Origin of the sequence: Ruegeria sp. YS9 (genome assembly GCF_024628725.1) — a bacterium.
Lineage (GTDB): Bacteria > Pseudomonadota > Alphaproteobacteria > Rhodobacterales > Rhodobacteraceae > Ruegeria > Ruegeria atlantica_C.
In genome coordinates this window covers 486,994-509,314 of record NZ_CP102410.1, presented here as the reverse complement: position 1 = coordinate 509,314, position 22,321 = coordinate 486,994, and the positions used below count along the sequence as shown (strand labels likewise).

The following is a 22,321-nucleotide window of genomic DNA, read 5'->3' as shown; positions in this document are numbered from 1 at the left end:
TGGTGAAAAATGCGGGTATCGGCGCAGCTTTACACGGTTCGGCAATGCGGTGATCTGGCGGATCAACTGACGTTGGTTTCCGCATGCGGGTTTTCGGATATCGAAACCACCGGGCTGCATGGCATGACACCGCAAGAGATGGCGCGCATCGTCCATCAATCAGGTCTTAACCTTCGTTCTGCACATTTCGATTGGGAGGAGTTCCACGAGCGTTTCGACGACATCGTTGAAGTACTGCACCTTTTGGAATGCCAGGTGGCGGTCATGCCTTGGCTGGCGCCACAGGCGCGGCCCGGCACTGCCCGGGGATGGAAGGCAGTGTCGGGCCAGTTGTCCGATTGGGCAGATCGACTGAGGGATCACGGCGTCTGTCTGGCCTATCACAACCACGACTTTGATCTGTTCGGCGCGCCGGGAAATACGCCTCTTGAACAGATTCTGGCGCAAGAAAACATCTATTGGCAGCCTGATATCGGTTGGATCGTCGCGGCCGGTCAGGACGTGGCTGACCTGCTGGCGCGCCATGCGGATCGAATCCTGTCTGTCCATGCAAAGGACGTGGATCCGCAGGGCGGATCAGACGACAGGCGCTGGCGCAATCTGGGTGAGGGTGTTGTCGATTGGGACGCCACGATACGAGCCCTTTCAAGCACCAGGTGCACAGACCTTTTCTTCGAGCATGATGAAACCGCCGATCACAGGCGCACCTTGCAAACGGGGCGGTCGTTTTTGACTGAACGGCTTGGGGGTATCGGCTGATGGCGCGGGCAACGATCAAATCGATTGCCCGTATGACCGGCTATTCAGTTGGTACAGTTTCAAACGCCCTGCGCGGAGCCTCTTCGGTAAAGCGCGAAACGCGGGAAGAGATCCAAAAGGCGGCGTCCGAGCTTGGGTATCGGGTCAATCTGGACGGCCTGAAACTGCGCACCAATAAATCCTACAGGATTGCTGTATTGGTCAGTGTTTCGGGCAGTGCCGCTGAAGAGTGGGAAGGTGTGGAGTTTACGCGGATTCTGGCCGGAATATCCGACGCGGTTCAAGGGTCACGTTATGAGTTGAGTGTCTTCAGCGTACGAGATGTTGAAGCCGCATTGCAGACCCTACATTCCATTGTGCAGGAAGGGTTGGCAGACGGTGTGGTCTTTTCCGGTACACGGGTGAATGACCCGCGTATCGCCTATCTGCAAGATGAGGGTTTTCCGTTTGTCACGTACGGGATGAGTGACAGTGCCCAACCACATCCTTACGTGGATCTCGACAGTCAGGCCGCTGCTTTTGATGCAACCGCTCGACTGCTGGCATTGGGGCACAGGCGGATCGCGCTTATCAATCCGCCGGATGGCCTGATCTACGCCCGTCAACGTCTCCAGGGATACTCAGACGCTCTGTCGGCAGGTGGCATGGAGTTTGATCCGGCCCTTGTTTTTCCCGGCCCGACCACGGCGAAGACCGGGCAAAGGGCGTTTGCGGCGCTGATGCGAATGCACAACCGGCCAAGCGCCATTATTTGCGCGAACGAGGCGATGACCCTTGGCGCCTTGTCCGCCGCCGCCGACATGGGCGTTCAAATCGGCAGGGATGTCGTCGTCATTTCCAATGACGATCTGAAACTCAGCCAGTATTTCGTCCCCCCGCCCAGCACCTATTACTTGCCGATAGGCGAGACCAGCCGCCTGCTGGGGGAATTCATGCTAAAAGCATTGAACGGCGTTGATCCGTCCGAAACGCAAAAAAAGATCAGGGCCAGATTGATCGAGCGGCAACCTGACACCCCGGCGCCGGGTATGGCGCAGACCAACTGAGCCAACAGAGGAGAAACCGAACATGTTCAAAAACCTATTTGCCGCTGCAACGCTTGCAATGCTGACAGCGCCTGCGGCTTTTGCCGCCGATCTGGAAGGTCGCGTGCTCAAGATCGGAACGGATGCAACCTATCCCCCGATGGAAACCGTCGACGAAGCAACCGGTGAAATCGTAGGCTTTGATGTCGACGTGATGAACGCAATCTGTGAAAAGATCAATTGCGTTCCGAATTTCGTAAATACCGCCTGGGACGGCATCTTTGCGGCGCTTCAGCAGGGTGAATTCGATCTGGTCATCTCGGGCGTATCGATCACGCCCGAGCGTGAACAGACTATGGACTTCTCCGAACCTTACATCGTTGTCAGTCAGGCCATTTTGCTGCAAGTCGACAACGCGGATATGACGCTTGAGGATTTCAAAGCTGGTGGCCAGAAACTGGCGGCACAAACCGCGACGACCAACGCCCAACTGGCGGAAGAGCTTGTGGGGCGCGAGAATGTCAGCCTCTACGACAACTTCTCGGCGGCTATTCTGGCGCTTCAGAACGCAGACGTGCAAGGGGTGATCATCGATGGCACCTCTGCCGCGGCCTACGAGCAGGAGTTTGCCGGAGAACTGACCGTGGGCATCACAGGCCTGCAATCGGATCCATTGGGTATCGTGTTTCAGGAAGGTGACCCGACGGTGGATGCAATCAATGCCGGTCTCGCCGCCATTCAGGAAGACGGCACGCTGGACACGCTGAAAGCCAAATACTGGGGCACAAACTGATCCTTCAAGCCCTTCTGGGCCCGGCGGCTGACGTTGCCGGGCCATGTTTCAGCGGAGAAGTTCCATGTCGCGTCTCAGCACGATCCGCCCGAGCAATCTTGTGTTGCTCGCAGCCGCCCCTTTCATCATCTATCTGTTCGCCACGTCCTCGAAATACCTGCGATCTCTGATTGCAATTCTGGGGATCGGCAACAATGCAGGGCCTGTTTTCGTCGGTTTTCTGCTGATCGTCTCGGTTGCAATCCTTGGATATCTCTGCGCCCGGCACGCACGTTTTACCAATCATGCCCCCGGCTGGTTGCGGGTTTCGGCCCTTGCGGCGCTGCCTGCATCAATTGCGCTTTTGGTCTCAAGCTTCGTATCTCCACAGCTTTTGATGCCCTTCGCGGAATCCGTTTTCTTTCATGCACTCAGCGAGAACACATCAACCCTGATCGACCGGTCCAGTCAGACCTGGGTGTTGTATCCCGAAGTCGTGACCCAGGTTCAAACAGGTCTGCAAGTTCTTCTGGCCGCATACACAGCCGTTGTCGCCTTGAGCCTGATGTCAGCGGGTTTGCAACCCCCTTGGCGCGGGCACGTTCTACTGGGGCTGGAATGCCTTACAGGTGCGGTTTTGTTTTATCTGATGTTCATGGCCCACTGGCAGTTCGCGACCGGCGTTGCCATTACGTTCCGCGCAGCCATCTTCGCTTATATCTTCTCGGCCATTCTGGGTCTGATCTGGGTGGGGCTGCAATCGTTCAAACCACGAGCGCGTACCACGATACTGTATGGTTCCATCAGCCTGACATTGCTTGCAATATCCGCCTTTTTCTTCATGCAGCCACAGGTCAGTTACGTTCTGGTCGGAAGCACCGAAGGGCGCATCGCCATTGTGCGCGGCACGCCACAGGCGCAGGCTGACATCATCCGGTTCGGCGAGTTCGAAGGTGCCGGCGACCAGCAATACCGCATACGCAGTGCCACTGATCCTGTCGCGGCTTTGGAGCAGATAGAAACCGTCGACAGCGTGTCCGGAGCCTTTGTGCCAGTAGACGCTCACACACAAGGCTATCCGGTTCTATGGCAGACAGTTTTCTTGCCTGACAAATACCGGAATCCCGCGCTGGCCTTCGCCGTTTTTGGCTTTTTGCTACTCACGCTGACCATCGGCGGCGCACAGCACAAGCTGCATCCCTTGGCGGTCGGGGCTGAATTCTTTGTGGACACGATACGCGGCATTCCGATGCTGGTGATCATCCTTTATATCGGTCTGCCTTTGGCGGGCGCGGTCAAGGATGCCACTGGGGGCGGCATTGATATGACCAACATGACACGCGGGATCATCGCGATTTCCGTCGGGTACTCGGCCTATATGGCCGAAATATTCCGATCGGGGATTGAGGCTATTCCCAAAGGGCAATTGGAAGCGGGCAGTTCCCTGGGTTTGTCCCGCTGGCAGACAGCGCGGTTGATCGTTCTGCCTCAGGCCTTGCGGATCGTAACTCCACCTCTGGGAAATGAGTTTATCGCGATGATCAAGGATACCTCGTTGCTGTCCATCCTGTCCGTTCGCGACATGACCCAAAGGATGCGAGAGTTCCAGGCAGCAAGCTTTCTGCCCTTTGCGCCGTTCAACACGGCGGCAGTTTTGTACGTGGTGCTCACCCTCGGTTGCGCAAGCTTCCTGAAGTGGATCGAACGGCGCACGGCAAAGGACAACCGATGAGCAAGCTGGAGCTTGGGGTTTGTTACTACCCCGAACAATGGGACCCGTCCCAGTGGCGCAGTGACGCCGCGCGGATGGCCGAGATGGGTTTGGATTGGGTTCGGATCGCCGAGTTCACCTGGGGTCTGATTGAACCGGCCCGCGGTCGGTTTCGCTGGGACTGGCTGGATGACGTCATCGAGATTCTGGGGCAGGCCGGCCTGCGGGTCATGATGTCGACTCCAACGGCTGCGCCACCCAAATGGCTGATTGATGAGCACCCCGAAATTCTGCCGGTTGGCCCGGACGGCCGGGTCCGGGGGTATGGGTCGCGCAGACATTATTGTTTTTCCAGTGACGTATACCTGGCCGAGGCGCAAAGGATCGCGACGGAATATGCCAGCCGATATGGCCAGAACCCGCATGTCCATGCCTGGCAAATCGACAATGAGTACAACGACCACGACACCGTTCTCAGCTATTCCGATGCCGCGCGGTCTGGCTTTCGGCGCTGGCTGGCACAACGATACGGCACAATCGACGCACTGAACGAGGTCTGGGGGACCGTGTTTTGGGGGACCGGCTATTCCGGCTTTGACCAGATTGAACTGCCCAACGGTTTGGTCGCCACACCCAACCCCACTCATGCCCTTGATTTCAGACGCTATTCCTCGGATCGGGTGCGGTTGTTCAACAAGGCTCAGGTGGACGTGCTGCGCGAACATGCGCCGGGTCGAGATATCACGCACAACTTCATGGCCGGCAGTTTCGAATTCGATCACCACGCAGTGGCCGCCGATCTGGATATCGTCGGCTTTGACAGCTACCCGCTGGGCAATCTGATGGGATCAACCCTGTCAGAGACAGAAAAGCGCCGCTATCTGCGAACCGGCGCGCCTGACTATCAGGGGTTTCATTGCGACCTGTATCGCAGTCAGGGGCGGGGGCGGGTATGGGTGTTGGAACAGCAACCGGGGCCGGTGGACTGGGCGGCTCAGAATCCTTCTCCGGCCGAAGGGATGGTTCGGCTTTGGACCTGGGCCGCTTATGCCCACGGCGCACAAGCTGTGTTGTTCTTTCGATGGCGACAGGCAAAGTTCGCGCAGGAACAATACCATACGGCTTTGCTGCGCTCGGATGACAGTGTGGATCAAGCCGCGCTTGAGCTGGTTCAGGTCGTGAAGGAACGCGAAAACCTCCCGCCGACGACGCGCGGAAAAGCCTCGGTGGCGATGATGCTGGATTACGCTTCGATCTGGGCGGCCGATATCCTGCCGCATGATGATGACTTCCCCAATTCCCAAATCTTCCGCGAATGGTACACCGCCTTGCGCAGTCTGGGGGTGGACATTGATTTTGTTGGTCCCAAGGATGGTTTGGAAGGTTACGCCCTGATCGTGCTGCCGCAAAGCATGATCGTGACCCCGGATCTGGCCGCAAGACTTGATGCTTCGGGGGCAAAGCTATTGATTGGTGCCCGGTCCGGCAGCAAGACAGCTCAAATGCACACCCCTTCAAATCTGGCGCCGGGTGTGTTGGCGGATCTGACCGGCGTCCGAGTTGCCCGTGTCGAATCGCTCCCGGATATTGCGAGAGATTCTGTGCAGTTGCAGAACGGTCAGATTTTTGGCTTTGGTGGGTGGCGCGAAATCGTCGAGACCGAGGCAAATGTCCTGGCGCGCTTCAAAAGTGCCTATTGCGACGGCAGCCCCGCGGTCATCCGGTCGGATCGTGCAACATATCTGGCCATGGTCCCCAGCGGTGCGCTCTTGCACGAGATTATGCGCGATGTCCTGGAATGGGCAGGGCTGAAACCTCTGGACTGCGATCCAGACTTACGCGTAACCCGGCGCGGTACGTTGCATTTTGCCTTCAATTTTGGTGACATGTCCAAACCCCTGCCTGGTGGTGGATCACGACGCATGCTGCTTGGCTCCGATCCGGTCTGTGCATACGATTTCACTGTCTGGGAGGAAAACTAACGCCTTGAAATTCAACCAAAACGTGTCAAGACTCAAAACTGGACATAAGAATTCCGCAAACTGTCACTTTTGGACTGACGTACGGGCACAGAAAGTCCTATGAATAAAAAACAATAACAAACTAATCCAACAACGGGAGAACACTTATGACTAAACATTCGACTCTTTCGAGACGCTCTGTGCTGAAAAGCGCGGGCGCCGCTGCACTTGCGGCACCCCTGTACAGCAAGAGCGCTCTGGCTTCGTCGGGCGAAATCAACATTCTGATGTGGTCGGACTACCTGCCGCCCAGCTTCATTGAAGAGTTTGAGACCCTTACGGGAATCAAGGTGAATTACACCGGCATCGGCTCGAACGAAGAAATCATCAACAAGATGAAGGCCACCAAGGGCCAGGGCTTTGATATCGTTTCACCGACCAACAACCGTTCGTTGCAGTGGGAACCGCTGGAATTGTTGCAGCCCTTCGACATGAACAAGGTTCCGATCGACAAGGTCAACCCGGCGATGGCCAAGATCGGTACCGATGCCTGGAACTTTGGTGACAGCGGTGCGCATTGGCTGCCGCATATCTGGGGTACCGAAGGCATTGCCTATCGCACCGACCTGTGGCTGCCCGAAGGCGACGCACCATCCTATGGCGACGTCTGGTCGGAAGAAAACGCCGGCAAGACCATGGGTCGCGCGCATTCGATGATGCTGGGCGCGGGTCTGTACATGGAGCGCGCTGGCGAGATGGAGCCGGGTTCGGTTTGGGCCGCGTACGGTGATGAAGACACCATGCGCAAGGTTTGGGGCCAGATCACCGACTGGTGCATTGCACGCAAGGACCGCATCAAACTGATCTGGAACGACGCCGATACGCAGAAGAACGGTCTTCTGAACGAAGGCGTTGTCGTTGGCCAAACCTGGGACGGCCCACCCCTTGCACTGAAATCCGCAGGCGAGCCGGTGCACTATCAGGCGCCCGTCGAAGGTGCGATGGCTTGGGTGGACGGTATGTCCATGCCGACTGGTGCCGCGAATATCGACCAGGTTTACGCTTTCATCGACTTTGCCTATCAGGCCAAGCCGGCCGGTGTTGCCATTGACAGTCACGGCTACAACTCGCCGGTTCTGGGAGCCGACCAGTATTCCGGCGACACCTACAAGAAGAACTTTGCCGAGGCCTATCCGGGCGACTCGCTGGCCAACCTCAATCCGTGGCCGGCCGAAGCACCTTGGTATGCCGAAACCCGGACCGAGTTCGTCAACAAGTTCAAGAGCGCTTAAGCGTTCCGAACCTTCGCCCCCTGCTTTTTGCGGGGGGCACCCATCTGCGCGCCGTCCCGGCGTGACGGACACAAATACAGTGTGGTGAAAACACGCACTTCAGGGAGAAACCAAAAATGAGTGCAGGGGTCGGAGTCGATCTGGAAAACCTGTGGATCCGTTTCGGTGACTTCGTCGCCGTGCGCGATGCAAACGTCAGCATCAACGGGGGCGATTTCTTTTCGTTCCTCGGGCCTTCCGGCTGCGGTAAAACAACCATTCTAAGGGCTGTTTCGGGCTTTCTTGAACCAAGCGAAGGCAATGTTCTGATTGGTGGCAACAATATGCGCGGTATCGGGCCCAACAAGCGTCCGACAGCGCTGATCTTTCAGAATCTCGCTTTGTTCCCGCTGATGAAAGTCTGGGAAAACATTACGTTTTCCATGGAAATCAAAGGGGCCAGTGCTGCCGAGCGCCGCAGGCGTGCCGATGAGCTTCTGGACATGATTGCGTTGCCGGGGCAGGGGGACAAACTGCCAAGCGAATTGTCGGGCGGTCAGCGTCAGCGTGTTGCTATTGCCCGGGCACTCTGCGCGGAACCGGACGTGCTGTTGCTGGATGAACCTCTGTCAGCGCTTGACCTGAAGCTGCGCCAGCACATGCGGACCGAACTCCGTGAGATTCAGCAACGGGTCGGTATTACCTTTATCTACATCACGCACGATCAGGGCGAAGCGCTGACCATGTCGGACAATATCGCCGTCATGCGTGCCGGTGTGATTGACCAGATTGCCGACGGGAAAACGATTTACAACGATCCCAACACGGCTTTTGCTGCCTCTTTTGTCGGCGAAAACAATGTGTTCCGAGGAAAAGTCAAACAGGTGATGGGCACCGAAGCTTTGATCTCGACCAACCGCTCGGGTGATCTGGTGGCACGGATTTCGACGGCCAATCAGGGCAAGATGAAAGAAGGTGATGACGCGATGATGTTCATCCGTCCCGAGGCCTTTGCAATTGCCCCCGATGGCGCAACGGGTGATCACTTCGTCACTGCCCGGGTCAATCATGAAGAGTTCGAAGGAAACGCATTCAATATCTTTACCGAGGGTGAAGGCGGCAAGGAAATCAAGGTCTCGATCCCCAACCACGGGCAGTCTTTCGACGATCACACCGGGCAGAACATCACGCTGGAATACGAAACGCACAATGCCGTCGTTGTTCCTGCCGGTGAACTGGCCGCAGAATAAGGGGATGAACTCATGCCCCATTTTCTGAAGGAATTCTTCAACCGCAACGGAACCGGTATGGGTTTGGCGATCCTGGGCCTGGTTCTGTTCTGGACCATCGGCCTGATCATCCTGCCGCAGCTGTCGATGCTGGATTTCTCGTTCCGTCCGAACCTTCCGCCGCCAGAGATTGGTGGGCCGAAGGACGTCTATACGCTGGAGAACTACAAGTATCTGATATACGGCCCCGAAGGTGGCAGCCAGGATTACAACACGGTTGACCTGCGGGTGTTCTTCCGCACCCTCGTGGCGGCGGTTTGCGTCACGATTTTCAACCTGATCATCTGCTATCCGATCGCCTACTATCTGGGGCAATCCGAAGGCAGCCATATCCGCATCTTCGCGATCATGCTGATCATCCCTTACTGGATCAACGAGATTCTGCGCGCCTTTGCGTTGCGCATTATCTTTGGTGAAACCGGCGTTTTGAACACGCTGTTCGTGGGACTGGGGATCTGGGATGTGCCGTTTGACTTCATCCGGAACGATATCGCGCTCTATGCCGGTTTGGGCTATGCCTATATCCTGCTGATGATCTTCCCGATGTACAACGTCATAGAAAGCTTGGACAAAAATCAGATCGAAGCAGCGCGCGACCTTGGTGCGCCGTGGTGGCGGATACATTGGCGTGTGGTCATTCCCTATGCCAAGCCGGGAATCAGTTCGGGCTGTACCATGGTGTTCATGCTGTCTGCCGGTGCGTTGGCTGCACCGCAAATTCTGGGCGGGCCGTCGTCGCTGTGGTTCACGCAGCTGATCTATCAGCAGTTCAACGATAACAACGACTGGCCGCAAGGGGCTGCGTACGCGATTGTCCTGCTGGTGACCTGTATCCTGTTCGTGCTGGCCATGATGCGCCTGTTCAAAGTGAACATGGGGGATATCGGGAAATGAACAATTCCTTCCTCCGTATAAGCATCTGGGTCTATCTGGCGCTCTTCTTCCTGTATCTGCTGGGTCCGCTTGTGATCATGTCGATCACCGCGTTCAACTCGTCCGGCTTCCCACGGATGAGCCCGTGGGAATGCCTGACCTTCCAGTGGTTTGGGGAGTTGTTTCAGGATCAGCGAATCCTGAACGGTATCAAGAACTCACTGATCATCGGGATCGGCACGGTCATCCTGTCAGTCGCCATGGGTCTGGCGGGTGCACTGATGCTGACCCAGATCTGGCCAAAGCTGCGGGCGACTTACTATACGATCATCATCGCTCCGATCCTGATCCCCGGCGTGGTTCTGGGTATCTCGACGCTGGTGTTCTGGGACCGGATCAACCGGATGTTGGGACTGGGGGCGGACAGCTTCCTGTCGAATGGCATCTTCCTGACGGTGATCGGCCAATCCACCTTTATCGCCAGCTACTGCATGCTGGTGTTGGTGGCACGCTTGCAGCGCTACGACATGGCGCTGACCGAGGCTGCGCTGGATCTTGGGGCCAGCCACGCACAGGCCTTCCGCAAGATCCTGTTGCCGTTCATGCGCCCGGCGATTGCATCGGCAGCGGTTTTGGCGTTCCTCGCATCGTTCGAGAATTACAACACCACAACCTTTACCTTCGGTGAATACCCGACGTTGACGATCGAGCTGGCCCAAAAGGTCCGTTATGGCATCACACCCGCGATCTCGGCACTGGCCTTCATCATCGTGGCGCTGACGGTGTTCTTCGCTCTGCTGAACGAAGCCAAGCTGAAGCGTCAGGAACTGGTGGCAGCGGCGCGCAAGAACGCGACGGTTGAGGAACTGGCCGGCAAGATCAAATTGCCCAGCTTCTTTTCCGGCAACATGGCAGCGGTTCTGTTGGTTGTATTTGCCGTCGCGACGATCACGGTTGTCGGCACTGCGGCCACCTACAATCCGGCGCAGTGTATTGCCGATATCCGCGAGCAGAAGAAGTTGGAAGCGGAACAGCGTATTCAGGAGTTGCGCAAACAGCGTGAGGAACGCCGCAAGCAACGCGAAGCTGAAGAAGCGGAACAGGGCGGTGCGCAATCCACTCCAAAACCGACGAACAACAGCGGCTTTGGCAATGTATTCGCGCCGAACTCTTTAGGGGGCGAGGAAAGCGAAGGCGCAGATGGAGGGTCTGAATCTGAAAGCGCTCCGTCCAACAACAGTGGTTTCGGCGGGGTGTTTGACCCCAACAGCCTGCAAAGCGACGAATAGCGGCGCAGGTTCGCAAACTCGGCACCCGCCCGGACTGACCTCAGGTCTGTTCGGGCGGTTTGCGTTTCAGGATTTTGACATCACAGCCTTCGACGGTGAGCCCGTTCCATTCCACCGGTCCTGCGTTGTAGTTGATCAGGAAGTCATGATTGGCCGTCTCGCGCAGTCGCAGGCCTTGCGGCATCGTGCGCAATGTCAAATCTGCTTCTTCCGCGGCCATGGCTATCACACGGTCCCAAAGGTCCTCATCCGGGAAACCTGCCAAGTACCAAATACCGTCCCCTGCCTTTAGGGCAGATGTTCCGTCTTCAAAACTCAGCAGGTCTTTGGCCGTTCCTGACAATCGGTCGATCCAATGCCGCGCCGCGCCACCACCCTTGACCGCGCGTTCAACCGTGGGCGGCAGAGTTTCGACCAGATCAACATCGCAATCGATCCTGCTCAGACCGGGTCTGCCCTTTTCAGGAATTTGAAAATCACGGGTGATCGCACCACTGCGTGGCCCCAGAATGGCAAGATCGCATCTCTTTGCCAGGCGGTGTTCCAATTCAGGATCCATTGTGGCCAAACCGGGCGCAAGGATCACCGAGTAATCGGCGGGAATGTCCTTCGCCGAAACAAAGTCTACCGACAGACCGGCCCGTCGCAGTGCGCGATAAGCCGAAAAAACCAATCGAAAATAGTCAAATCCCGCGCCTTGTGGTTGTGTTGCCCACGCCCAGTCCGAGGCATAATCGAACAAAATGGCCACTTTGGCCTGTATCTGTTGTACCGCACCCAAATTGTTCAGATCATCTGCGGTCTGGCGGGCCTCTGCCAGTGCAGCAGCAGGGTGATTGTTCGACGTCAGCAAGCCGGCATGCATTTGCTCTTGCGCAAACGGGGCTTGCCGCCATCGGAAATAACTCACCACCTCGGCACCATGAGCCACGGCTTCCACAGACCAAAGCCGCACCATTCCGGGCAGGGGCGCCGGATTATACGGTGCCCAATTCACCGGGCCGGGTTGTTGTTCCATCACCCACCAACGGCCGCGTCCGACCGCCCGGTAGAGATCATGATGAAACGCCTGCATGTCCGGGTCGCCCTGTTGCAGATAGGCGGTCTTGTGCGCGTCGCCGCCTTCCAGCCGGTCCGACAGAAAACCGATCGGATAACTGTCCCAGGTGGCGATATCCAGGTCCGCGCCAACCTTGAAATGGTCGAAGTCCAGAATACGGCCCATGTAATTGTGCAAAAGCGGCGCATCGGTCAGCGGCCGCAGCACATCCACCTGTGATTTGTTGAATGCCGCGACCTGATCCGAACTGAAGCGCCGGAATGCCAGCACATGAGCCGGGTTCGGCTCGGTCACGGTTTGATTGGGCAGCTCGATTTCGTTGAAGTCGCGATATTCCATCGACCAGAACACGTTGCCCCACGCCTGGTTCAGCGTTTCAATCGTTCCATACCGTTCGGCCAACCAATCGCGAAACGCCTGTTGGGCAGCTGCGCTGTAACTGAGAGTGGTGTCATGACACCCGTATTCATTGTCAATCTGCCACGCGACCACATGCGGGTTCTTACCGTACCGTTCACCCAATATCCGGGCGAGGCGGGTACATTCGTCGATATAGCCTTGATGGCTAAAGCAGTAATGCCGCCGGGATCCGAACTTGCGCGGGTTGCCATTTTCATCGGTGGCCAGCATGTCCGGGTGTTTGTCCAGCATCCAGCGCGGCGGCGTTGCGGTTGGCGTGCCCAGCACGACCTTCAATCCGGCTGCACCGAGTGTCTCGATCGCGCGATCGAGCCATTCGAATTGTAAAACGCCGGATTGCGGCTCGATGCGGCTCCACGCGAACTCGCCAATGCGCACCCATGTCAGGCCTGTTTCGACCATTTGCGCGGCATCGTCGGCCCACATCGCCTCTGGCCAATGTTCAGGATAATAACAAACGCCCAGTTCCGGCTTCATAAGATGACCTTGTGTTCTGCCTGACCCTGACCTGCATTTCGTGCTGCAAAGGTCATGCCGTTGGTCGGTTGGCTGTCTATTGCTTCTGCGCTCAATCCCTGACGGGCCGTTGTGCAAAAAAGCGTATTCAGTTCATCGCCCCCGAAAGCGGGGCAGGACGTATGGGATGCGTCAAATGCAACGGCCTGCAGAAATGTGCCGTCGGCCGTGTACGCCGCGATCCGGCTGGCGCCCCATTGTGCGATCCAGATATTCCCCTGGGCATCAATGACCGCACCATCCGGGTTCAGACCTTCTTTGCGCAAGTCCAGAAAAACTGCGCTGTCGCCTTCCGGCCAACCGGTTTCGGCGTTCAGACGCCAGCGTCTGACCTGTTTCGTTGCGGTGTCGCAGAAATAGGCCACCGAACGATCGGGGGCAAAACAGATCGCGTTGGAGATTGTTACATCCGGAACCAACCGTCTCAACTCACCTTTCCAGAAGCGATAGATTGATCCGGCCCCGGGTTCCGCTTGCTTGCCCATTGTTCCGATCCAAAACCCACCCCAAGGATCAGCGCGGCCATCGTTTGAACGGGTGATGGGGTTGTCGGCTTCCAGAGGCGTGATCAAGTTCCGCTTTCCGGATTGCAAATCAAAACGCCAAAGACCGGTTTCAGAAGCCATCAGAAGCGTATCGCGGTCTACCCAGCCCGCGGCCGAGACATGTTCATCGAAGCTCCAGCTTTTTGGCGTGCCCCGCTCGCGGGTCATCAGACGTTTGCCGATGATATCGAACCAGAAAAGCTGACGTCTTTCAGGATGCCACAACGGGCCTTCGCCCAACTCGCAGGGGCGGTCGTCAAAGAGGGTGCTCATCCGGCGACCTCGTCATAGGCCGTTACGATGTGTCGGGCGCGCTCGGCGATTTCGGCGACATCCATCCCGGGTTTGTAAAGTGCAGAGCCTATCCCAAAGCCATCTGCGCCCGCTTTGATCCATTGCCCGAAATTCTCGGGCCCGGCACCTCCAACGGCAAAAACAAGCGAGCCTATGGGCAAAACCGGGCGCAACGCGGCCAAACCCGCCGGACCAGCCATCACCCCCGGGAACAGCTTCAACCCGGTGGCCCCGGCCTTGAGGGCCGCAAAAGCTTCGGTCGGGGTGTAAACCCCCGGCCAGCTTTGCAAGCCCAACGCGACTGAACGCTTGATGACCTCGGCGTCATAGTTGGGTGATACGATCAACTTGCCTCCGGCAGCCGACACAGCGTCCACCTGATCGACTGTCAAAACAGTACCCGCGCCGATCAGGGCCTGGTTTCCAAACGCATCAACCAAAATCCCGATACTGTCGAGCGGGTCCGGAGAATTGAGCGGTACTTCGATCCGGTCGATGCCGGCATCGATAATGGCGCGGCCAACGGCTTTGGCTTCGTGCGGTTGCAAGCCCCGCAATATGGCGATGATGGGACGGCTCATGCGGTTTGCCTTGTCATGTTTCGGGCCAGCGCAAGCCCGGCCAGAGTTGCCTCGGTGGCGTTCGCGGTTTCTACGAATGCACCTTGCCGTTGCAGGGCTGTTGCATATGTCTGCGACACGCCTTCCGCTCCGATAATGGCCAGTTGCTGCCCCAGCCAATAGGGCCGTGTCGCGGCCAGTTCGGCTCCGATCAACATTCCGGAAAGGCGCGCGCGTGCGGTGGCTTTGGCCTGGCCTTGCAGCAAGTCCGCCGCTCGGAGGTTGAAAAGACGGGCAGCCAATTGTTCGGGTTTTGACAACGTATCCGCAACCGCCTCGGCGAAGGCGATTTCGTCCCAGCCCGGACCTACAGAGTGTCGCAGCACGGACTGACCACACAGCAGGTCGAACAACTCACCCGTCATGAAGGTACGAAAGCTTACAACCTCGCCAGCGCTTACCTGAACCCATTTCGTATGGGTTCCGGGCAGGCAGATGACGCCGTCCCAATTCTGACGCGCGCCCAGAAATCCGGCAATCTGGGTTTCCTCACCCCTCATCACATCCGGCGGGGTTGTCTGTTTCAGACCGGGTATGACAAAGGCCCGGATACGCGGGTCTGATCCGGGAACGCGGATCGGGACATCCGGCAAGGGGTCCGACGGCACCGTCGAATATGGGGCTTCCACCCAGCCCTGTCGTGCGCCGACCATTCCGCAGGCGACCACATCCACCGGCGCGCCGGGCAACCAGTTTTCTATCAGATCCAGCAGGGCGGCTTGAAACCCGTCAGGTCCGACATGCGCCATGCCCTTGTCGGATTGCGCATGGTCCAGCGCAGTCGCACCCTGCATGGCCCAGGCCCGTAAATGAGATGTTCCCCAGTCGACGGCGATCCATTCAGTATTCATAACATCACCCCGAAACCACGACGCCGCCATCAACAGCCATACATTGCCCGGTCATCGCATGGCTGGCCCTGGACGCCAGAAAAAGTGTTGGTGCTATCATATCCTCGGGCTTCAGGTGCTCTTTCAGACATTGCCGGTCCAAATGGGCCGCCAGATCCTCGGGTGTGGCCCATTTATCCAACTGTTTTTGCGTCAGAACCCAGCCGGGGGCCAGTGCGTTTACCCGGATTTTTCTCGGCCCCAGTTCACGTGCCAATGACCGCGTCATCCCCGTAATCCCGGCATTCGAGGTCGTATAGATCGGATAGCCAGCATTGCCCATCATGTAACTGATCGAGCTGAAATTGATGATTGCCCCGCCATCTTTCATTTGCCGGGCGGCTTCCTGACACGCGAAATAATAGGCTTTCAGGTTCACCTCGATCATCCAGTCCCAGAACTCCGTCGTGGTTTCCTCAAGCGTATGACGTTGGTCGTTGGCTGCGTTGTTTACCAAGACGTTCAAAGGGCCATGAGCTTCGGCAGCTTTGGCCATCGTCGCGTGCAGTAGTTCGGTATCCGTCATGTCGCCTTGCAGGAACAGCGGCGCGCGGCCGTGCTTGTCACGCATCTCTTCAACAAACCCGCTGGCATCCGACCGACCAATGAAGGCCACATTGGCCCCCTGTGCCATGAATCCATCTGTCAGCGCCGCACCAACGCCCGAGCCTCCGCCGGTGATATAGACCGAGGCCCCGTTCAGATCGTGGAATGTAGCTGGTTGGGTCATCAGTGGCTCTCTCTGGTCACGAGGCGGGTGTCTTTGCCCACAAGGAAATCCAGATCCGCCCCCTGATCCGCTTGCAGCACGTGGTCGATGTAAAGCTTCGCATAGCCGCGGGTATAGTGCGGATCATCCGGTTGCCACGCGGCGCGACGGGCGTCTAGTTCGTTTTCGTTCACAAGCAGTTCCAGTTCGCCGCTTCTGGCTGAAACACGGATGCGGTCTCCGGTTTTGACCAGCGCCAGCGTGCCACCCGCTTGCGCTTCGGGGCTGACATGCAAAATGACGGTGCCATATGCTGTTCCCGACATGCGGGCGTCCGAGATCCGGATCATGTCTCGTACACCCTCTTTCACCAGTTTCGCCGGAATTGGCATGTTGCCGACCTCGGGCATACCCGGATACCCCTTGGGGCCACACCCCTTGAGCACCAGAATGCTCTTGGCCGTGACTGGCAGGTCTTCACGGTCGATATTGGCCTTCAGGTCTTCGATGTTGTCGAACACGAAAGCCTCGCCCTCGGTTTCAAGAAGCGCGTCAGTGGCCGCCGAAGGCTTGACGATTGCCCCATTCGGCGCAAGGTTGCCGCGCAGAACGCGCAAACCTGCGGCGGGTTTCACAGGGTCGTTGAAGGGGCGGATCACATCCGTATTGAAACACTCGGCCCCTTCGAAATGGGCCGAGATGTCCTTGTTCAGCACCGTTTTTGCCGGGCGCAGAAAGGGTTTGAGTTCGTTCAGCACGACCGGCACGCCGCCTGCATAGCAGAAGTCTTCCATCAGGTACTTGCCGGAAGGCATGCAGTTGACCAGAAGTGGAATTTCGGACCCGATTTCAAAGTCTTTCAGGGTCAGGTCAACCCCGACACGTCCCGCCAGCGCCAGCAGGTGAACCACCGCATTGGTCGATCCGCCAACGGCGGCATTGGCGAGGATGGCGTTTTCAAACGCCTCTTTGGTCAGGATGTCCGATGGTTTGAGGTCTTCATCCACCATCTCGACGATGCGCCGGCCGGTCATGTGCGCCAGCGCCATGCGGCGGGCGTCGACCGCCGGAAGCGCGGCGTTGGTGGGCAGGCTCATCCCCATCGCTTCGACCAGCGACGCCATGGTGGACGCGGTGCCCATGGTCATGCATACGCCCGCGCTGCGCGACATGCCGGATTCGGCGTTCATGAAGTCCTGCAAGGTCATTTCGCCAGCCCGCACCGCTTCGGAAAACTTCCAGACATCGGTGCCGGACCCGATATCCTGTCCGCGGTATTTACCGTTCAGCATCGGGCCTGAACTGACGACGATCGAAGGCAGATCGACTGAAGCGGCCCCCATCAGCTGACCCGGTGTGGTCTTGTCGCAGCCACCCAGAAGTACCACGCCATCGATTCCATAGGCGCGGATCGATTCTTCGACATCCATGGCCAGCAGGTTGCGGAACAGCATCGCGGTGGGTTTCATCTGGGTTTCGCCCAGAGACATGACAGGGAACTCTACCGGAAAGCCGCCCGCCTCCCATACGCCGCGTTTTACGCCCTCGGCCAGGTCGCGCAGGCCCGAGTTGCAGGGGGTCAGTTCTGACCAGGTGTTGCAGATGCCAATTATGGGTCGTCCGTCAAAAGCGTGGTCGGGAAAGCCCTGGTTTTTCATCCACGACCGGTGGATGAAGCCATCCTTGTCGAGTTTTCCATACCAATGCTGTGAGCGGCGTTTTGTCATGTCTGGCTTTGTTTTTCTTGGCTGAAGTTGGATCTGAGTATTTGTGAAAAGATGAAGATCAGGCGGCACGGGCCGGGCGGCACCAGTCGGGCAGCCAATCGTTATGGGCCGTCAGCAGATCCGTGACAAGGTTGCGGATCTGGCGCAGGTCCAGTTCGGCGGCGGTGTGCGGATCCATCATCGCGGCGTGGTAAATATATTCGGGGTTCTGTTCTGTCAGGGCCCGAACAGTCAGTTCCTGTACATTGATCTGCGTGCGCATCAGGGCAATCAACTGCGGCGGGATGTCGGACACGACAGAAGGCTGCACGCCGTTGCTGTCGACCAGGCAGGGGGTTTCGACCGCTGCACCCAAGGGCAGTTGCGGGATCTGGCCGGTGTTGGGCAGGTTGCCATAGGCCATGTAAGGCGTGTTCGTAGCGATCGCGTTCATCAGGTCGGCGGCGAATTCGTGGCTGCGGGTCACCTCGATGTCGCGCCCGTCGGTCAGGGTCTTGGCCTGTTCCTTCCAGTTCGCGACCTGTTCCACGCAGCGGGTGGGGTATTCGTCCAACGGGATGGAGAATTCCTCGATCAGGTCCTGCCGCCCGTCCTTGATGAACCACGGTACGTATTCGGCAAGGTGTTCCGAGCTTTCTGTGCAGAAATAGCCCAGGTGATCCATCACCTCGTAGCGCACCTTGTTGGGGCAGCGCGGCATCAGCAGCGGCGCCTTGGGGAATTTCCCCGCGTGATAGCCCTGCCGCAGTGCGGGATACAGGTTGCGGCCCTGATGTTCCAGTTTCAGAAAGAATGCGACGTGATTGACGCCCGCGACTTTGTAGCGGAATTCATCCTTTGGCAGATCCAGATCGTGGGCCAGTTCCTCGACCGTGTTTTGAACCGAGTGGCAAAGGCCCACATGCTTCAGGGTCGGGAAGCGTTCGGCCAGTGCCCAGGTGTTGATGGCCATCGGATTTACGTATTGCAGCAACGTCGCGTTGGGGCAGAGTTGCATCATGTCCCCTGCGACATCCCAAAGCACCGGAACCGTGCGCAGACCTCGCATGATCCCTCCGACACCCAGCGTATCAGCGATGGTTTGACGCAAGCCATACTGTTTGGGGATCTCAAAATCGGTGATTGTGCAAGGCTTGTACCCCCCGACCTGAAACGCGGTGATGACGAAATCGGCCCCGTCCAGCGCCGCGCGGCGGTCGGTATGGGTCGAGACGGTCGCCCCGGCCCCGACCGAACGGATCATGGAGCGCGCAACGGTTTCGCTTTCCGCCAGGCGCTCGGGATCGATATCCATAAGCGCAAAGTGACTGTCGGCCAGCGCAGGGGTCAACAGAGCATCCCCAACGATGTTCTGCATGAATATTGTGGACCCGGCACCGATAAAGGTAATTTTGGTCATTTCACAGCTCCGAGAGTCAAACCTGCAATGAAGTGTTTCTGCATCAGGAAGAACATGGCCACCGGTGGCAGAGCCGCCACGATGGAGCCTGCGCTCATCAATTGATAAGCGGCGCGGAATTGGGCGTTGAAACTGGTGATGCCGGCAGTGACAGGCTGGCTTTCTGCGCCTTGCGTCAGGACGACGGCCCAGAAATAATCGTTCCAGATGAAGGTGAATATCAGCACGCTGAGCGCGGCGATCGCGGGCTTCATCAGGGGTAGGACCACATACCAGAAGATGCGCCATTCGCTGATGCCTTCGACCCGTGCTGCCTCGATCAACTCGAAGGGCAGGGCGCGGATGAAGTTGCGCATGAACAGGGTGCAGAACCCGGTCTGGAAGGCGATGTGGAACAGGACCAGCCCGGTTTTTGTGTTATAAAGCCCAAGTTGCAGGGTCAGATCCCGAACCGGCACCATCAGGATCTGGAAGGGCACGAAATTCCCGGCCACGAACATGAAAAAGATCCAGAGGTTCGACTTGAACTTGTAGATGCCAAGCGCGAAGCCGGTCATGCAGCTGAGGGCCACCGCACCGATCACGGTAGGGACGGTGATCATGAATGAATTCAGCAGGTATCGCGGCATGTCCGAATTGAAGAACACCTGCCCATAGTTGAAGGCGCCCTCAAAGCTGGACGGCATCCCCCAGTAATTCGCGTTGGTGAAGTCAGCAGCGGGTTTCACCGAGAAAAGAGCAACTGCCAGCAGGGGGCCCAGCCACAACAGAAGGGCCAATGGAAGCATGGCTTGATATGTGATCTGCGCCGCGCGGGGTTGTTTTTCGATGGGTTTGGGAAACATCTCAGCGCCCCTTCTCTTCACGGTACATCGACCACAGGAAATAGGCGATGAAGCACAGCATGATCAGGAAAAGGATCACGGCGATGGCCGCGCCATAACCCATGCGGAAGCCGTATTCGGACAGGGCGACCTCGAACATGTAATAGGCCAGCACTCGGGAGGATCCGAAGGGGCCGCCTTGTGTCATGATCGAGATCAGGTCGAAAGATCGCAATGCGCCGATGATGGTCACGACGAACGCGATGAAGGTTGCAGGCCGCAGTTGCGGGATAATGATGTGCCAGAGCATCTTCCAACCCTTGGCCCCGTCCAGGCGTCCTGCTTCGATCTGCTCCGGGTCCACAGCGTTCAGACCGGTCAGGTACAGGATCATGCAATAGGCGGTTTGTGGCCAGAGGCCGGCGAAGATGATGCCATAGGTCACGAAACGCTCATCGCCCAACACGTTTACCGGGCCGAGGCCGAAGAAGCCGAGGAATTCGTTCAGCAACCCGAACGTCGGATCGTAGAACCAGGTGAACACGAGCCCCACCACGACCTGAGAAATCACGAAAGGAAAGAAAAACAGGGACTTATACAGGCGGATGCCCCAAACTGTCTGATTCAGGAACAGGGCGATGAACAAACCTGCCGGAATCGCTGCCAGGTACAGGATCAGCCAGATCAGATTGTTCTTCATCGAGATGTAGAACGCATCTCGGTCTACCCATTCCCAATAGAGGTCCTCGTAATTGCGAAAGCCGACATATTCCGCAGCGCCCAGGCCGTCCCACTCGTAAAGTGACAGGTTGAAGGACTGGAATACCGGGATAATCACATAGACCAAAAAGAACAGCATCCCGGGGGCTAGAAACAGCCAGGGTGCGATACGTTGTTGGTTGCGATGGAACCAGCTTTCCTGTTCCGAGGCGTCGGCTGCAACTGTCATGGGAAACTCGGATCTGTTGGAGCAAGGCGGGTCGGAACCCGCCCTACGATTCAAGGGAGCGTGGGCCGGGCTTTGGCCCGACCCTTGCTTGGTCAGTTATCGTAAATACGCGCGCGCGCGCGTTCGAGCTTGGCCAGTATCCGGTCCAAGTTGTCGGGTTTGACCATGAATTCCTGGAAACCTTCCATGGACACTTTGGCCATTTCCGCAGGCGCGTCGCGGTCCCAGAACTGGGCTACCCCACCGGGGCTGTTGGACGAAAGCATTTCAAAGCCCTGTTGCAGGAACTTGTCGTCATCCACAGTAGATTGCGCGTTGACCGGCAATTGGCCGAGATTCGCGCCGTTGTTGATTTCGGTCTGTTCGTCAGCAGAGACCACAAAACGCAGGAATTCGCGCGCAGCTTCCTTGTTCGAAGCATTGGCCGGGATGTGGAACGTGTCGGTCGGGGCGTCTTCGGCCAGCTCAACATCGGGATTGATCGCGACGAACTGGTAGAAATCCAGCTGGTCATCTGTCAGGCCCGCATCGCGAAGCGGTGCCACTGCGAAGTTGCCCATCAGATAGGCCGCTGCCTCACCATTGACCATGAAGGGCAGGGCTTCCTGCCAGCTATATGTCTGGTGATTGTCGATGAAGGCGCCCATGTCGATCAACTGTTTCCAGTTGGCGAAAGTCTGTTTTACCCGGTCATCTTCCCAGCTGACTTCGCCGTTGGCGAGCTGCTGGTGGAAGTCGAAACCATTCGTTCGCATGTTCAGATAGTCAAACCAGCCACCGGCGGTCCAAAGGAACTTGGTGCCAATGGTATAGCAGGCGCGTCCCGAATCGACGATTTTCTGGCAGTTGGACAGTTCTTCTTCCCAGGTTGTCGGCTCGCTCAAACCCAGTTCATCAAAGATATCTTTGCGGTAGTAAACACCCCACTGATAGTAGGTATAGGGTACGCCCCATTGCTTGCCGTCTATTGTCAACGCGCCCTTGGTCGAAGCGAGGTTTTCGGCGATCTCAGGCTCTGCCCACAAGTCCGACACATCCTCGAACAGACCCGCCTCGACATATGGTTTCATGCGGTTGGCCGCGTACCATGTGGCCACGTCCGGGGTGTCGGCCGTCAGGAAATTCCGGATCTGCGTCTTGTATGCTTCGCGGTCGATGACCGTTGTTTCGATCTCCAACCCCGGATGCTGTGCTCCGAACCGCTCGATCATCGCTTCCATCGTCGCGCGGGGCGCCGGGTTTGATGTGTCGAGAAAGATCCGCAGCTCTCCGGTGAGTTCCGCAGCTGCCGGTGCCGCCATCGCGACACCGATCGCCAGCGCAGCCGTCGTGCGCTTGAAAGTTGAATACATGGTCTCCTCCCTGTTGTTCCCATGAAAGGTTCCATATAGTGAAACCTTGTTTTATATATTGAAAAC

Annotated in this window: 19 protein-coding genes; 9 read left to right on the top strand and 10 right to left on the bottom strand. The window is 57.6% G+C overall.

The genetic code is table 11. The features are described from left to right. The first annotated feature begins 9 nt into the window (after nucleotides 1-9). From NOR97_RS18610 to NOR97_RS18570, 9 genes are all read left to right on the top strand, one after another. Nucleotides 10-759, top strand: coding sequence for a sugar phosphate isomerase/epimerase (locus NOR97_RS18610; protein ID WP_257600994.1), 750 nt, complete (start codon nucleotides 10-12; stop codon nucleotides 757-759). Continuing rightward, entirely contained in the window at nucleotides 759-1,805 is a 1,047-nt protein-coding gene (locus NOR97_RS18605; protein WP_170345335.1) for a LacI family DNA-binding transcriptional regulator, read from the top strand. Before NOR97_RS18610 ends, NOR97_RS18605 begins: the two co-directional genes overlap by 1 nt. Nucleotides 1,806-1,827: 22 nt before the next feature. Continuing rightward, on the top strand, nucleotides 1,828-2,577 hold the full coding sequence (locus NOR97_RS18600; RefSeq protein ID WP_257600993.1) for a basic amino acid ABC transporter substrate-binding protein: 750 nt from the start codon (nucleotides 1,828-1,830) through the stop codon (nucleotides 2,575-2,577). A 64-nt stretch (nucleotides 2,578-2,641) separates the two neighbouring features. Beyond that, nucleotides 2,642-4,288: an amino acid ABC transporter permease gene (locus NOR97_RS18595; RefSeq protein WP_257600992.1), complete on the top strand. Its 1,647-nt coding sequence runs from the start codon at nucleotides 2,642-2,644 to the stop codon at nucleotides 4,286-4,288. After that, on the top strand, nucleotides 4,285-6,249 hold the full coding sequence (locus tag NOR97_RS18590; RefSeq protein ID WP_257600991.1) for a beta-galactosidase: 1,965 nt from the start codon (nucleotides 4,285-4,287) through the stop codon (nucleotides 6,247-6,249). The genes NOR97_RS18595 and NOR97_RS18590 overlap by 4 nt, the downstream gene beginning before the upstream one ends. Before the next feature lie 146 nt (nucleotides 6,250-6,395). Continuing rightward, entirely contained in the window at nucleotides 6,396-7,520 is a 1,125-nt protein-coding gene (locus tag NOR97_RS18585) for an extracellular solute-binding protein (protein ID WP_170345339.1), read from the top strand. Nucleotides 7,521-7,636: 116 nt separating this feature from the next. Then, a complete protein-coding gene (locus NOR97_RS18580) occupies nucleotides 7,637-8,749 on the top strand; it encodes an ABC transporter ATP-binding protein (RefSeq protein ID WP_170345340.1) in 1,113 nt (370 codons plus the stop codon). A gap of 12 nt (nucleotides 8,750-8,761) precedes the next feature. Continuing rightward, complete coding sequence (locus NOR97_RS18575) at nucleotides 8,762-9,682, top strand: ABC transporter permease (protein WP_171615186.1); 921 nt, start codon at nucleotides 8,762-8,764, stop codon at nucleotides 9,680-9,682. Then, nucleotides 9,679-10,950, top strand: coding sequence for an ABC transporter permease (locus NOR97_RS18570; RefSeq protein WP_170345342.1), 1,272 nt, complete (start codon nucleotides 9,679-9,681; stop codon nucleotides 10,948-10,950). Before NOR97_RS18575 ends, NOR97_RS18570 begins: the two co-directional genes overlap by 4 nt. 40 nt (nucleotides 10,951-10,990) lie before the next feature. Here NOR97_RS18570 and NOR97_RS18565 read toward each other — a convergent pair whose 3' ends face one another. From NOR97_RS18565 to NOR97_RS18520, 10 genes are all read right to left on the bottom strand, one after another. Then, nucleotides 10,991-12,907 carry a beta-galactosidase gene (locus tag NOR97_RS18565; RefSeq protein WP_257600989.1) on the bottom strand — a complete coding sequence of 639 codons (1,917 nt, stop codon included), beginning with the start codon at nucleotides 12,905-12,907 and terminating at the stop codon, nucleotides 10,991-10,993. Further along, nucleotides 12,904-13,764, bottom strand: a complete 861-nt coding sequence (locus tag NOR97_RS18560) for an SMP-30/gluconolactonase/LRE family protein (RefSeq protein ID WP_257600988.1) — start codon at nucleotides 13,762-13,764, stop codon at nucleotides 12,904-12,906. The genes NOR97_RS18565 and NOR97_RS18560 overlap by 4 nt, the downstream gene beginning before the upstream one ends. Further along, entirely contained in the window at nucleotides 13,761-14,366 is a 606-nt protein-coding gene (locus NOR97_RS18555; RefSeq protein WP_257600987.1) for a 2-dehydro-3-deoxy-6-phosphogalactonate aldolase, read from the bottom strand. Before NOR97_RS18555 ends, NOR97_RS18560 begins: the two co-directional genes overlap by 4 nt. Then, nucleotides 14,363-15,256 carry a 2-dehydro-3-deoxygalactonokinase gene (locus NOR97_RS18550; protein ID WP_257600986.1) on the bottom strand — a complete coding sequence of 298 codons (894 nt, stop codon included), beginning with the start codon at nucleotides 15,254-15,256 and terminating at the stop codon, nucleotides 14,363-14,365. Before NOR97_RS18550 ends, NOR97_RS18555 begins: the two co-directional genes overlap by 4 nt. A 4-nt stretch (nucleotides 15,257-15,260) precedes the next feature. Then, a complete protein-coding gene (locus NOR97_RS18545; protein ID WP_170345347.1) occupies nucleotides 15,261-16,025 on the bottom strand; it encodes an SDR family NAD(P)-dependent oxidoreductase in 765 nt (254 codons plus the stop codon). After that, the gene (locus NOR97_RS18540) at nucleotides 16,025-17,731 is read right to left on the bottom strand and encodes an IlvD/Edd family dehydratase (protein ID WP_257600985.1); all 1,707 of its coding nucleotides are present in this window, start codon (nucleotides 17,729-17,731) and stop codon (nucleotides 16,025-16,027) included. Before NOR97_RS18540 ends, NOR97_RS18545 begins: the two co-directional genes overlap by 1 nt. Nucleotides 17,732-17,789: 58 nt before the next feature. Beyond that, a complete protein-coding gene (locus NOR97_RS18535) occupies nucleotides 17,790-19,130 on the bottom strand; it encodes an alpha-glucosidase/alpha-galactosidase (protein WP_257600984.1) in 1,341 nt (446 codons plus the stop codon). Further along, on the bottom strand, nucleotides 19,127-19,975 hold the full coding sequence (locus NOR97_RS18530; protein ID WP_170345350.1) for a carbohydrate ABC transporter permease: 849 nt from the start codon (nucleotides 19,973-19,975) through the stop codon (nucleotides 19,127-19,129). The genes NOR97_RS18535 and NOR97_RS18530 overlap by 4 nt, the downstream gene beginning before the upstream one ends. 1 nt (nucleotide 19,976) lies before the next feature. After that, on the bottom strand, nucleotides 19,977-20,903 hold the full coding sequence (locus tag NOR97_RS18525; RefSeq protein WP_171119269.1) for a carbohydrate ABC transporter permease: 927 nt from the start codon (nucleotides 20,901-20,903) through the stop codon (nucleotides 19,977-19,979). Nucleotides 20,904-20,995: 92 nt separating this feature from the next. After that, nucleotides 20,996-22,255, bottom strand: coding sequence for an ABC transporter substrate-binding protein (locus NOR97_RS18520; RefSeq protein WP_257600982.1), 1,260 nt, complete (start codon nucleotides 22,253-22,255; stop codon nucleotides 20,996-20,998). Nucleotides 22,256-22,321: the final 66 nt, after the last annotated feature.